Source organism: Providencia sp. 2023EL-00965, assembly GCF_033550225.1.
Lineage (GTDB): Bacteria > Pseudomonadota > Gammaproteobacteria > Enterobacterales > Enterobacteriaceae > Providencia > Providencia manganoxydans.
The window spans coordinates 297254-311142 of record NZ_JAWUEH010000004.1; the positions used below are offsets into that span (position 1 = coordinate 297254).

General features: G+C 40.5%; 13 protein-coding genes and 1 riboswitch. Of the genes, 2 read left to right on the top strand and 11 right to left on the bottom strand.

The features are described 5' to 3' along the window. Nucleotide 1 precedes the first annotated feature (1 nt). Nucleotides 2–1108 carry an ABC transporter permease gene (locus SC428_RS07995; protein WP_070924989.1) on the top strand — a complete coding sequence of 369 codons (1107 nt, stop codon included), beginning with the start codon at nucleotides 2–4 and terminating at the stop codon, nucleotides 1106–1108. A 60-nt stretch (nucleotides 1109–1168) separates the two neighbouring features. Here SC428_RS07995 and SC428_RS08000 read toward each other — a convergent pair whose 3' ends face one another. The 5 genes from SC428_RS08000 to moaA form a co-directional block, all read right to left on the bottom strand. Next, the gene (locus tag SC428_RS08000) at nucleotides 1169–1876 is read right to left on the bottom strand and encodes a Bax inhibitor-1/YccA family protein (protein WP_070924990.1); all 708 of its coding nucleotides are present in this window, start codon (nucleotides 1874–1876) and stop codon (nucleotides 1169–1171) included. A gap of 141 nt (nucleotides 1877–2017) precedes the next feature. After that, nucleotides 2018–2470, bottom strand: coding sequence for a molybdopterin synthase catalytic subunit MoaE (gene moaE / locus SC428_RS08005; protein ID WP_070924991.1), 453 nt, complete (start codon nucleotides 2468–2470; stop codon nucleotides 2018–2020). 2 nt (nucleotides 2471–2472) lie between these two features. Next, nucleotides 2473–2718, bottom strand: a complete 246-nt coding sequence (gene moaD / locus SC428_RS08010; protein ID WP_283125404.1) for a molybdopterin synthase sulfur carrier subunit — start codon at nucleotides 2716–2718, stop codon at nucleotides 2473–2475. Next, on the bottom strand, nucleotides 2715–3194 hold the full coding sequence (moaC, locus tag SC428_RS08015) for a cyclic pyranopterin monophosphate synthase MoaC (RefSeq protein ID WP_318706916.1): 480 nt from the start codon (nucleotides 3192–3194) through the stop codon (nucleotides 2715–2717). Before moaC ends, moaD begins: the two co-directional genes overlap by 4 nt. A gap of 26 nt (nucleotides 3195–3220) precedes the next feature. Then, nucleotides 3221–4201, bottom strand: coding sequence for a GTP 3',8-cyclase MoaA (moaA, locus tag SC428_RS08020; protein ID WP_140180637.1), 981 nt, complete (start codon nucleotides 4199–4201; stop codon nucleotides 3221–3223). Continuing rightward, nucleotides 4191–4331, bottom strand: a riboswitch (molybdenum cofactor riboswitch). (Overlaps the previous gene by 11 nt.) Before the next feature lie 593 nt (nucleotides 4332–4924). Between moaA and yvcK the strand changes: the two genes are divergently transcribed. Further along, nucleotides 4925–5833, top strand: coding sequence for a uridine diphosphate-N-acetylglucosamine-binding protein YvcK (gene yvcK, locus SC428_RS08025; RefSeq protein ID WP_070924995.1), 909 nt, complete (start codon nucleotides 4925–4927; stop codon nucleotides 5831–5833). An 81-nt stretch (nucleotides 5834–5914) separates the two neighbouring features. On the opposite strand, the gene uvrB is transcribed toward yvcK, so the two are convergent. The 6 genes from uvrB to bioB all read right to left on the bottom strand — a co-directional run bounded on the left by uvrB (nucleotide 5915) and on the right by bioB (nucleotide 13871). After that, a complete protein-coding gene (gene uvrB / locus SC428_RS08030; RefSeq protein WP_318706919.1) occupies nucleotides 5915–7933 on the bottom strand; it encodes an excinuclease ABC subunit UvrB in 2019 nt (672 codons plus the stop codon). Nucleotides 7934–9102: 1169 nt separating this feature from the next. After that, nucleotides 9103–9732 carry a lytic polysaccharide monooxygenase gene (locus tag SC428_RS08035; RefSeq protein WP_070924997.1) on the bottom strand — a complete coding sequence of 210 codons (630 nt, stop codon included), beginning with the start codon at nucleotides 9730–9732 and terminating at the stop codon, nucleotides 9103–9105. Between the two features lie 514 nt (nucleotides 9733–10246). Further along, nucleotides 10247–10930: a dethiobiotin synthase gene (gene bioD / locus SC428_RS08040; RefSeq protein WP_318706922.1), complete on the bottom strand. Its 684-nt coding sequence runs from the start codon at nucleotides 10928–10930 to the stop codon at nucleotides 10247–10249. Then, nucleotides 10923–11699: a malonyl-ACP O-methyltransferase BioC gene (gene bioC / locus SC428_RS08045; RefSeq protein ID WP_081335824.1), complete on the bottom strand. Its 777-nt coding sequence runs from the start codon at nucleotides 11697–11699 to the stop codon at nucleotides 10923–10925. The genes bioD and bioC overlap by 8 nt, the downstream gene beginning before the upstream one ends. Then, entirely contained in the window at nucleotides 11680–12834 is a 1155-nt protein-coding gene (gene bioF, locus SC428_RS08050) for an 8-amino-7-oxononanoate synthase (protein ID WP_318706925.1), read from the bottom strand. Before bioF ends, bioC begins: the two co-directional genes overlap by 20 nt. Next, on the bottom strand, nucleotides 12834–13871 hold the full coding sequence (bioB, locus tag SC428_RS08055) for a biotin synthase BioB (RefSeq protein ID WP_140180645.1): 1038 nt from the start codon (nucleotides 13869–13871) through the stop codon (nucleotides 12834–12836). The genes bioF and bioB overlap by 1 nt, the downstream gene beginning before the upstream one ends. Between the last annotated feature and the right edge of the window lie 18 nt (nucleotides 13872–13889).

Here is a 13889-nt window from a genome sequence, read left to right on the forward strand (position 1 = left end):
TATGTTTTATCGCTTATACACCTTGATCATGAAAGAGTTGCAGTCCTTACTGCAAGAGAAGCAAACGCGGATCATTTTAATCATGCCTGTTATTTTCCAAATGATCTTATTTCCTCTAGCTGCAACACTTGAAGTGACAAATACCACTATCGCGATTTTTGATCAAGATGGCGGGCAGCACTCGATTGAATTAACGCAACGACTTGCTAAAGCAGAAGCCTTCTCTACCGTCTTATTGCTTAACAATGAACATGAAATTCGTGAGACGCTGGATAACCGAAAAAGCTTACTGGTGGTAAGATTTGGACAAAATTTTAGCGCCAATATTGATAGTCAGCACACCGCTAACATGATGTTGCTATTGGATGGACGTAATTCTAATAGTGCGCAAATTGCAGCTAATTATATTGAGCAGATCGTTTTACAATATCAAAGCGAGCTTACCGCAGGTAAACCATTGGCAAATAATAGCGAATTGGTGGTACGCAATTGGTACAACCCAAACCTCGATTATAAATGGTTTATCGTGCCATCACTGGTCGCGTTGATTACTACTATTGGTGTGTTGATTGTAACCTCTCTTTCCATTGCTCGTGAGGCTGAGCAAGGCACTTTAGACCAATTACTGGTATCACCATTAACCACTTGGCAAATTTTTATTGGTAAAGCGGTTCCTGCTTTGATCATTGCAACGGCTCAAGCAACCTTAGTGCTTGTGATAGGCATCTTCTGTTATCAAATTCCTTTTGCGGGCTCCTTGTTACTATTTTATGCCACTATGCTTTTTTATGGCTTATCACTGGTTGGATTTGGTTTATTAATTTCAGCCTTGTGCTCTACTCAGCAACAAGCTTTTATTGGTGTATTTGTCTTTATGATGCCAGCCGTTTTATTATCTGGTTATATTTCACCCGTTGAAAATATGCCAGTTTGGTTGCAAGACATAACATGGATAAACCCTATCCGCCACTTTACTGAAATAACTAAACAGATTTACTTGAAAGATGCTCATTTTGATGTTGTGTGGCATAGTTTATGGCCACTGTTAGTCATCGCCATCATAACGAGTTCATTTGCTTATTATCTATTTCGCAAAAAAACCGCATAAAAAAACCCTTGCTAATCACTAGCAAGGGTCTGTATTCGTTTTACTGATATTGACTATTTATTAGCGACGATCGCCAAAAATACGCAGCAACATCAGGAACAGGTTGATAAAGTCCAGATATAAGGTTAATGCGCCTAAAATAGACGTTTTACGCATAGTTTCTTTATCATTTTCATCAACATTAGCACCTATTTCTTTTAGTTTCTGAGTGTCGTATGCAGTTAGACCTGCAAAAATCAGAACGCCTGCATAAGTGATCACCCAATATAGTGCGGAGCTTTTCATGAAAATATTGACAATAGAGGCGATAATTAAGCCAATAAGTGCCATAAACAAGAAGTTACCCATACCACTTAAGCTACGTTTTGTGGTGTAACCGTAAACACTTAGAGCACCAAACATTGCCGCGGTAATAAAAAATGTACTTGCTACCGACACCATTGTATAAGCTGCTAAAACCACAGAAATGGTTAGCCCAGTCAGTACTGAATAGAGCATAAACATTCCTGTTGCCATCATGCCACTCATTTTTGGCAGCAAAAATGACAACCCCATAACCAGTCCAAGCTCAACAATAATTAAGCCAAAGAATAAAATGTTATTAGTTGCTATGGTATAAAATAAGCTACTTTCCAGCGAATACCACGCAACAAAAGCAGTCAGCAACAGACCAACGGTCATCCAACCATAAACCTGCGACATAAATGTCTGAATGCCGGCACTGCTGCGCTGAACAAGAGAATCATTACGTTGATCGAATCGATCCATGATGGTTACCCTTCATACATTAATAGGAAACGACCACAGCAATGTAAATGTGCCGTAGCCAGACAATATCCTATAAAGTTTATCACAATTTATTGACATTAACATGCAACAAAATCAAAACTAAATGGAGAATTCAGAGGATTACCAACGCTCTGCGGAAGCCTCATCACTGTCTTTTGCTTCAACCCAACGTTCATTATCAGGTAGCGTTTCTTTCTTCCAAAAAGGAGCTTTAGTCTTTAAATAATCCATTATGAATTCAGCTGCTTGAAACGCAGCGCCGCGGTGAGCACTGGTTACCCCAACAAAAACAATTTCTTCGCCGGGTTGCAAGGTACCGATTCTATGGATCACACTGACTCGCTGTAATGCCCAGCGTTGACGCGCTTCTGTCACAATATTAGATAACGCTTTTTCAGTCATTCCTGGATAATGTTCAAGAGTTAATGCGGCAACATTATCCCCCAAATTGTGATTTCTCACTTTACCTGTAAATGTCACTACCGCGCCGTCACTATCACATTGTGCTAACCAATGGTATTGCTCACCTACACTAAAATTTTCTGTTTGAACCGCAATATGGGTATTTTCCATCACTAGCCTCCTGTAACAGGAGGGAAAAAAGCCACTTCATCACCATCAGATAATGGATGATCTGTAGCGACGAAAGATTGGTTCACTGCGGCTAATAACTTGCCATCCTCTAAGGCCAGTGCCCAACGTTCCCCTTTAGCAGCCAGAGCTTGACGTAATGTTTCCACTGTTGGATAGTGCTCTGAGACGTCTAAACGCTCGGTCCCCACCAACTCACGCACTTGCGCAAAAAACAGAACTGTGATCATGCATCCACCTTAAAATGACCTGATTTACCGCCCGTCTTTTCAAGTAAACGAACCGGTCCAATCACCATATCTTTTTGAACAGCTTTACACATATCATAAATTGTCAGTGCGGCCACGGATGCGGCAGTCAACGCTTCCATTTCCACACCTGTTTTACCGGTTAAACGGCAGCAAGATTCAATACGTACCTGATTTTGTTCTGGCAGTGCTTGTAAGGTTACTTCGACCTTTGTCAGCAATAATGGATGGCAAAGCGGGATCAGCTCCCATGTTTTTTTCGCCGCTTGGATCCCCGCGATACGGGCAGTTGCAAACACATCACCTTTATGATGGCTCCCTTCAACGATCATCGCTAAGGTTTCTTGGTTCATGGTGATAAAGGCTTCAGCTCTTGCTTCGCGGACGGTTTCTGCTTTTGAAGACACATCCACCATATGCGCTTCACCCGACGCATTGATGTGAGTCAGCTGTGACATAGTTTCTCCTGAAAAATCAAAATCAGTTAGCCGCCGATAACGGATAAATTCGGGGTAATACCGCTGTCACCCATGTGTAAGAAATGGGTTTCACGTTTAAATTTCAATCCACCTTGAATACGCGCTTTTAAGGCTTCGTTTTGGTTATCGTCACCAAGTAAATCGCGTAACGGGATGCCATTTTCACCAAATAGGCATAAATGAAGATTTCCAAGGGAGGAAACACGTAGGCGGTTGCAGCTTTGGCAAAAATCTTTCTCATAAGGCATGATCAAGCCAATTTCCCCTTGATAGTCAGGGTGACTAAACACTTGTGCGGGGCCATCACTGCGAGCGCGAGGCACACTGTACCAGCCTTCTTGAACAAGGCGCTCACGGATGGTTTCACCCGATACATGGTAGCGGTTAAAGAGCTCGCTTCCTTCCCCTGTTTCCATTAACTCGATAAAACGTAATTGAATAGGACGATGTTTAATCCAATTTAAAAAAGATTTAAGCGCAATATCATTAACATTTTTCATCAGCACGGCATTGACTTTAACTTTATCAAATCCTGCTTCAAAGGCGGCATCGATCCCTTTCATGACTTGATAGAACTTGTCTTGACCTGTGATTGCGGCGAATTGACGTGGATCTAAACTATCAACACTCACATTAATCGCACCAAGTCCCGCATCTTTCCATTGCTGTACATCACGTGCCATACGGTAACCATTAGTGGTAACGGCAATTTTATTGATTGATTGGTTTTCGTTTATTGCAGCAATGATATCGGTAAAATCTTTACGCATGGTGGGTTCACCACCGGTAATGCGCACTTTTTCGGTACCTAATTCGGCAAAAGCACGGCTAACACGCTGAATTTCACTCAGCGATAAAAATTCGTGGCGGCCACTCGGTTTATAGCCATTAGGGAGACAATATGTGCAACGAAAGTTGCATACGTCAGTGATAGATAGACGGAGATAGTAAAATTTCCGAGCAAATTGATCGACAAGCTGCTGCATAATGACACCTTTCCAAATACGGGAGATGCGGACATTTCTATCTTGCACCCTGGTGGCTCAAAGGCCACGGCCAGAGGATCATATTCGCCATAACGAACTTAGACACAAAGGCTAGGAGTTATACTTATTTTATGTAGGGATTTTAGCGTAAAAAAAAGGAAAAAGCGAATTTGAATATCGATATATAATATATTATACAACGACTTACCAACAAGTTACCCCTTTGTTAATCCAACATAAATTCAATGTATTCGATATTATACATGTGCCATATATATTAGCTTTGCGATGAATCAATAGAATGAAAATAGTATAGTAAGTTTCGCCAAATAAAATGATGTAACTAATTAAGAATAATCTTAGCGGATATTTACATTAATTTTTGATCGCCTTTAAATAGTCAAAAAAAGAAAGCACAGATAATTAATTTATTCTAAGTAATAATTTTCAATTTTATCGCTAATTATGACGATGAATACTCCAAATAATGTGAGTTGTAAGTGGGTAACAAGTGAAGATAGATAAGGGGTATGGCGTGGTCAACACCTCGGCAGCTTGAAGTATGACGAGTATATACGTTTAATGAAATATTTTATGATAGATTAGCGCGACTTTATCGTTAACGTGGTTAATAGCACGAATTTTCGCTTAGATTAGACCGAATAATGTAATAACACGGTATAATGACCGTGGCTTTGGAAAAATAACGAATATAGGAACACTATGCCAAATAGCAGTCTGACGGATTTTAGGCATGTTGTCGCTCTTGGGGGCGGACATGGGCTTGGTCGTGTAATGTCTTCTCTCTCCTCTTTAGGTTCTCGATTAACAGGTATTGTAACCACTACAGATAATGGCGGCTCAACGGGTCGTATCCGCCGAGCAGAGGGGGGAATTGCGTGGGGAGATATGCGCAATTGTCTAAATCAATTGATAACGGAACCGTCTATCGCCTCAGCAATGTTTGAATACCGTTTTAGTGGTAATGGTGAGCTCTCAGGCCACAACTTAGGTAACCTAATGTTAAAATCATTAGATCACCTAAGTGTACGACCTCTTGAAGCCATTAATTTGATCCGCAATATGCTAAAAGTGGAAGCAAAACTGATCCCAATGTCAGAATCCCCTGTTGATTTAATGGCTATTGATGATATGGGTAATGAAGTCTATGGCGAAGTGAATGTCGATGCTCTCGTTGAATTACCTCAAGAACTGCGTTTATACCCTAGAGTCAAAGCCACCGCAGAAGCGATTGAGGCAATCCATCAATCTGATTTAATTTTAATTGGTCCTGGAAGCTTCTTTACTAGTCTGATGCCATTACTGTTACTTGATGAGATCACCAATGCATTACGTGAATGTAAAGCCCCAATGATTTATATCGGCAACCTTGGTAAAGAACTCAGTACATCAGCCGCCAGCCTAACCTTAAAAGAAAAATTGGTAATGATGGAACAACATATTGGCTGCAAAAAAATTAATGCGGTGATCGTGGGTCCAAGAACGAATATTGAACCTATTCGCCATGATCGATTAGTAACTCAACGAGTACTTGAAGCCGATGATATTCCTTATCGCCATGATCGTAAATTACTTTTGCAGGCTATAGAAGAAACTGTACGCTTGTTTTAACTCATTAGTAAAAAGGCTAATTGCTACAAGCCGCCCAATTAGCCTCTAACATCGTTATAACTTTACGGCAAAACAGGTTGATCATGAATTTGCAATAAAGCGTTCTCTTAGTTCCTGCAACTGATCCCTAACATTCGCTGCGGCCTCAAACTCCAAATCTTGTGCATGTTTATACATTTGTGCTTCAAGTTGTGAAATGCGTTGCTCCAGCTCTTTGGTGGATAGTAATTGAATATCATCACGTTTATCTGTTTTGACACTTTCTTTACCACGGCCTTTGGATTTGCCACCTACTTTATGGCCAATCTGTAAGATATCCCCAATTTTCTTATTCAAACCTTGTGGAACAATGCCATGTTCCTCATTAAAGGCCATTTGCTTTGCACGGCGACGCTCAGTTTCTTTAATCGCTTTATCCATTGAATTCGTGATTTTGTCTCCATACAAAATCGCTTTACCATTCAAGTTACGTGCAGCACGACCGATTGTCTGGATGAGTGAACGTTCTGAGCGCAAGAAACCTTCTTTATCAGCGTCCAAAATCGCTACTAGTGATACTTCTGGCATATCAAGCCCTTCTCTGAGTAGGTTGATACCCACCAGCACATCAAACTCTCCCAAGCGCAAATCACGAATGATTTCGACCCTCTCAACCGTATCAATATCAGAATGGAGATAACGCACACGCTCACCATGCTCTTCAAGGTATTCTGTTAAATCTTCTGCCATGCGTTTTGTCAGTGTTGTGACCAATACCCGTTCATTTTTTTGCGCTCGAATACGGATTTCTGACAGCAAGTCATCAACTTGAGTCGTAACAGGGCGAACCTCAATAACCGGATCTAATAGACCTGTCGGCCTTACCACTTGCTCTATAACTTCAGAACCTGATTTCTCAATTTCATAGTTACCCGGCGTTGCCGATACATAAATCGTTTGTGGCGCAAGGGCTTCAAACTCTTCAAAACGCATTGGGCGGTTATCCAGAGCAGAAGGCAGGCGGAACCCATACTCAACTAGAGTTTCTTTACGTGAGCGGTCGCCTTTATACATAGCACCAATTTGTGGGATGGTAACGTGAGATTCATCCACAACCAATAAACCATCAGCAGGTAGGTAATCAAATAATGTTGGTGGCGGCTCGCCCGGCGCACGGCCAGATAGATAACGTGAATAGTTTTCAATACCAGAGCAATAACCTAACTCATTCATCATTTCCAGATCGAACTGAGTCCGTTGCGTTATCCGCTGTTCTTCAAGTAGCTTATGATTCTCTAGCAACACTTTGCGCCTATCAGCCAGCTCAACTTTGATCTGCTCCATCGCCTCAAGGATCCGCTCTCTTGGTGTCACATAGTGTGTTTTCGGGTAAACCGTAAAGCGTGGTACACGATGCTGAATTTGCCCTGTTAGCGGATCAAACAGCGACAGGCGCTCCACTTCTTCATCAAATAACTCGACACGAAGTGCATATTCATCAGACTCTGCGGGGAAAATATCAATCACTTCACCACGGACACGAAAAGTACCACGCGTGAACGCTTGGTCATTACGCGTGTATTGTAAATCAGCTAAACGGCGTAAAATGGAGCGCTGATCGATAATCATCCCATCAGTTAAGTGCAGCATCATTTTTAAATAGCTGTCAGGATCACCAAGACCATAAATAGCAGAAACTGAAGCGACCACAATCACGTCACGGCGTTCCAGTAAGGCTTTTGTTGCTGACAAACGCATCTGCTCGATATGTTCGTTGACAGACGCATCTTTTTCGATAAAGGTATCAGAACTAGGCACGTATGCTTCAGGCTGATAATAATCATAGTAGGAAACAAAATACTCCACTGCATTATCAGGGAAAAAAGCTTTCATTTCACTATACAGCTGCGCAGCCAACGTTTTGTTATGTGCCATTAACATCGTTGGTCGATTTTCTTTAGCAATTACATTAGCAATAGTAAAGGTTTTACCTGAACCCGTTACACCAAGTAAGGTTTGATGTGCGAGGCCATCTTCCAACCCTTCAGAAAGCCGACGAATAGCTTCGGGTTGATCCCCTCCGGGTTGGAAATCAGAATACAACTTGAATTCTTTACTCATCAATAATGCCTCTTAGCCGATTACCCTTCCTATAATACTGGATAAAAAACCAGCTTCAAGCCCCTATTTTAAATATTCTCTCCTAATATATTTATCTCACGACAAAGTGAGGTTATCCCCAAAATTTTACTTGACCTGAATTGATTTATATATTTTATGCTGAGGCCATTTTTGATCCTATCTCAAATCTCGATTTCTGTATTGCTTTTATATAACTAATTGTATTTGATGATTATTATTTATAAGCCTGAAATCACAGCAAATAAAGGCGAAGCCGCTTGTCACCTTGGATACGGTTACTTTTTTAGATCTAATTCACAAGGTTATCCACAGAAATAGTGGATAACTCTGCAATCCCTTTAGCCTAGAGCGTTCCCGCTCCATTACAAAAGTGACAATTAGCGACTATATGACATAAAAATGATGTTTTAATGAAAATATTTTTACGTAGCATTTATGCCAAAAACAATATTTACTCTGTTTTAATCGATCCGAGTTGACAAGAATGACGGGATAACGATCCAAAATTGCCTTTTACACAGAATAAACATGAACATAACAAATTAACCAATAAGATCCACTAGATAGCTACACTTATCCTACTTCAATAGCAAAACCTAACATTAAAGCATTTTTGAGTGGGCGCTCATCCTAGTCAGTCTATCTGTAATGACACTTTTGCTTGTTACCTAGCGACTTCTTAAGCGCTGCTATATCTGAATACAAACTTAATTGTTTTTTAGACTTAAAACGTTAATTATTTAATTAAATAATTAACCAATAAATAAAATTGAACATAAAAACAGAAGAGTTACAATCATTTATTATTAACAAAAAGGCCAATTAAAAGCATAAAAGAAGTTTCAAATAGAATTAGAAATTTTATTATCACCCTCTAAATCATTCATATTCAAAATAGTTTAAGAAGCATAAATAAATTCGATAACTCTGCAAGCAGAGTGCTATCAGCAAGCCTGCAACTTAGGTATAACGAGTATATAAACAGGATTAATTCCCCCGATAATTAGTCAATTAATTATTGGGGAGTACTTCAATTCTCAATATATAAAGAAACTACAACATTATCATAATAAATTATTATTTTAATAATAAAGTTTAGCATTTAAATAAAGCCCACTCATTGAATAATTGTATAACTATCTTGATATTTACTTAGTGAGATTTACATCGATAACCTGATAAAAAGCATTTGTAGTATCATATACATCCCATACAGCTAAAATAACATGATAGCCTGTACGATCAGCAGGTATAGTACATTGGAAATCAATCGGAGTTGCCAATGGAGGCGCCGCTCCATTGTCATCACGTTGACAGAATGGTGTTAAATCAAAAGATGCTCTAGTTAAAGGGCTTGACTGATCCCATCCTGTTTTAGTTATAAAGTATCTCCAGTTAGTCGTTTTATGTGCCGCGGTTAAAAACCATGTAAACTTATTTGATCCTGTTTTTAACTCAGTTTTCTTCCAACGATCAGGGGTTTGCTCGTCAAGAGGGGCGAATATCATATTACCTACACTGGCAATATTTCCATCAACAGGGCCTGATTCAGGGAAGTTTTTCAACGCTTCCAGACCTTGTGGATAGTAAGTAGGCCCATCTCCACAATTCAAATTGTCTGGTGTTTTCTGATTTACATTGTAATCACGAACAAAGCACATATATGAACGACTTGGTGGAGTAATAACATAACCATGAGCACTTGATCGGAATGATATGGAGCAAAGTACAGTGCTTAATAAACTAAACAATATTAACGGCAATATTAATTTACTCATAACAACCTCCTGAAAAATAAATATAAGCTATATTTTATATATCTGAAAGCAGCTGAGCACTATTCATTAATGATATTCAATTGCTTCATTAATACTGTTTTATCATTTAAATAGAAGTCGTAAATTGAAAATTTCAGTATCTTTCGCTAGATTTATTTCATTATAAAATATGTATATTTGATAAATAGAAATGACTCATCATAATACTCCTTGGTGAGTATAATTTGTCATTGATAAAATACATATTCTAATATGAAAGAGGTGATAATATTAATCAAACCTATTTAGTCCCCTAAAATAACCATATTATTGTTAAAAATAATGATAATAGTTATCACAACACTACATTAGATTGTAAAATACCTGATAAAGTAAAAATGAAGTTCGCCCTGAAATGTAAAAATACAGTAAGGCCTATGCAAAAAAAAATCAATAAAAATCAATACCATCACAAACTTTTGGCAGTCGATTCTTATATCCTATTTTTTATTTGGCCTTCACTTTAATTTCATCACTAGACTGTTAGCAAACACCTCACATCAATATACGACCCAACATTTGCTAACAATTCGATATTTTTATGAGGAATAATACCAAGACAAGGTGCATTGAGTGAACGGTGTAATGTCGCTAAATATTCGGCCTGATAGGCTCCTGCTGGCTCGACTTCATTCGCCACCCACCCCACCAATTTTAGCCCTGATTGTTTAATTGCTTGTGCGGTTAATAATGCATGATTAATACAACCCAGTTTGATGCCAACCACCATAATTACTGGTAATTGTTGCTCAACCACCCAATCTGCATAACTTTCTTGCGCAGATAATGGCGTGTACCAACCACCAGCTCCCTCAACCAACACCCACTGAGCCTTTGACTGCAAATGTATTAATCCATCGGTCATAACCGAAAAATCAATCGGCTGGCCAACTTTTTCGCTAATAATATGTGGCGATGTCGGAGCTTCAAATACAATCGGGTTCACTTCTTGGTAAGTTAATGGCAATGTGCTGTTCGCTTGTAAAAATAGTGCGTCACTATTGCGTAGTCCCTGCCCTGTTTGTTCACTGCCTGATGCAACAGGTTTATAACCCGCAGTTCGATAACCCAATTGTTTAGCCGCTTGCAATAATGCACAACTAACCACGGTTTTACCGACCTCAGTATCAGTGCCGGTCACAAAATAAGTTTTAGTCACGATAAATTATTCCAAATACAGTTTGATAAGTAAGCTCAAGACCCTTTTCAGACATGGGATAAGCGCTCTCAAGTCGATGTAATCGCTGCCTTGTCATCAATCCACCACGCCGCCCTGCGGTGAGATGGGTCGCGCCAATACCTTTCAATGAATTCAATAATCGAGCTAAATCCGGAAAATGCAGTTTATCGGTCTGAAGCAACAATTGATGCTGCCATGGTTGGCAACTCGCGGTGATCTGTTCAAAACTTAAAAACGCATTTACATGCGAATAGCCATCTAACCTAGCCCAAGCTTGCGATAGCTCCGATAGAGAGCCTTCAGCAAGCGTGGTAAACACAATCACACCACCACTTTTAGTCACTCGATGCAATTCAGTCAGCGCCAGTGATAAGTCAGAGCACCATTGGATCGCTAAATTAGAAAAAACCACATTAAAAGTTTGGTCGGCAAAAGGCAGTGCTTCCATATCCGCACAGATATACTGCTTCGCCGCATTTTTTTGACGTGCAACATCCAACATGCCGGACGATAAATCTAATGCGGTCACTTCAGCCCCTTGTGCTTTGATTATTTGGCTGAAAAAACCAGTACCACAGCCAACATCAATCACTTTTTTAGCCGCTAAATTCACCTGTGCTGAGGCTAATAAATCCAGCAGTTGATGACCGCTATTTTGTTGATAATACGCTATTGAATCATAGCGTTTTGCTGCTTTACCAAAGGCCGAAGCGATTTTTTGTTTTTCATCACTTACTGGTAAAACCATTTAACGCCTCCAACAGTTGATCAATATCTTGTTGGTAATGAGCGGCACTCAAGGTGATGCGTAGTCGTGCACTTCCGGGTGGAACAGTCGGTGGCCGTATCGCTTGTACCCATAGCTCTTTTTTTCTTAGATAATCAGAAAGTTGTAAACTGATCTCATTATCTCCCACGATGACAGGCTGAATTGCCATCTGTGAGTCCGCTAATTGCATACCACGAAATTGACTATTTTTTCTAAAATACTCGATATATTGCTTGAGCTGTTCCCTCGACTCATCCGCTGTGCGAATTTGTTGTAATGCCGCAGACAACGCAACTGCCTGAGCTGGTGGCATTGAAGTGCTATAAATAAGGTGACGAGCGGCTTGAATAAAATAATCAGCGGTTGCTTCATCACACAAAACAGCTGCGCCACTCAAACCAAATGCTTTACCAAAGGTCACAATCAATAATTCAGGTTTGATACCATGTACATCACAGCTACCACGCCCTTCTCGCCCTCGTACACCAATGCCGTGAGCATCATCAACCATCAACCATGCATTATGTTGTCCAGCAAGTTGCTGTAATTCAGTCAGTGGAGCGCAATCGCCATCCATACTAAAAACGCCTTCAGTAATAATCAGCGTTTTTCCTTCTATTGGATGAGCTAGCAACTTTTCTAATGATGATGGGCTATTGTGGGTGAAGCGTCGCAAGTTAGCATTCGATAACATTGATGCTTCGAGGATCGAAGCATGACTGAGCTTGTCGGCTAAAATACGATCCCCTTGACTCATCAAGGCAGTGATCACCGCTTGATTTGCCGCAAAACCCGAAATAAACAGTAGCGCTCTAGGGTAACCTAACCACTCCGACAGGGTATTTTCTAGCTGTTGATGAGCAAGCGAAAAACCGGTTACATGCCCAGATCCCCCACTACCTGTACCATATTGTGCTGCACCTTGCTGCCAAGCTTCAATCACCTTTGGATGACGACTTAACCCTAGATAATCATTGCCTGAAAAGTTTAGATAATGTTGCCCATCAACCTGTAATTTACGTCCTGAGTTATGTTCAACACAGATCCGCTGGCGCCAAACAGAATTTTGTCGCCGCTGTGCTAGTTGCGCCTGAATAAAAGATTGCCAGCTCATTAGATAGCCGCGTTATAGAACTGTTGATTATCGGCAGTCAGTATTTTTTCAGCTAAATGGGCTGCTTGCTGGTTATCACCATCACTCACCTCAATACGTTCAGGATTTATATTGAGTTTTTTGAATAATGCCAGATCTTTGTTTTCATCTGGGTTTGGTGTTGTCAGCAGTTTACAGCCATAAAATACAGAGTTAGCACCCGCCATAAAACACAGCGCTTGGGTTTGCTCATTCATATATTCGCGCCCCGCCGATAAACGTACATAAGAGGTTGGCATCATGATCCGTGCAACCGCGATAGTACGAATAAAATCAAATGCATCAACGTCTTCATTATCTGCCATTGGCGTTCCCTCAACCTTCATCAACATGTTGATTGGCACACTTTCAGGTGGCTTGGGTAAATTAGCGAGTTGGACCAATAATGCAGCACGATCACTCACTTTTTCGCCTAAACCTAAAATGCCTCCTGAACACACTTTGATCCCCGCGTTACGCACATTATCTAACGTATCGAGACGGTCTTGATAAGTTCGAGTAGTAATAATATTGCCGTAGTACTCAGGTGAGGTATCAAGATTATGGTTGTAGTAATCAAGCCCTGCCTCTGCAAGACGCTGCGCCTGATTATCATCGATCATACCCAGTGTCATACAGGTTTCCATGCCAAGGGATTTGACTTCTTTCACCATCATTTCAAGGTAAGGCATATCCCGCTCACGTGGATTACGCCACGCAGCTCCCATGCAGAAACGCGTTGAGCCTGCCTGCTTTGCCTTTTTCGCAGATTCTAATACTTGCTGAACTTCCATGAGTCGTTCAGTTTCTAACCCTGTTTTGTAACGAGCGCTCTGCGCACAGTATTTACAGTCTTCAGGGCAAGCCCCTGTTTTGATCGATAACAAAGTACTGACTTGTACTTGCTGTGGGTCAAAATGCTGTCGGTGAATTTGCTGAGCTTGGAATAGCAGTTCAAAGAAAGGCATTGAAAACAATTCATTAGCCTGTTTAGTTGTCCACTTTTTTAATTCGCTCACGGCAGGTCTCCATCGTAA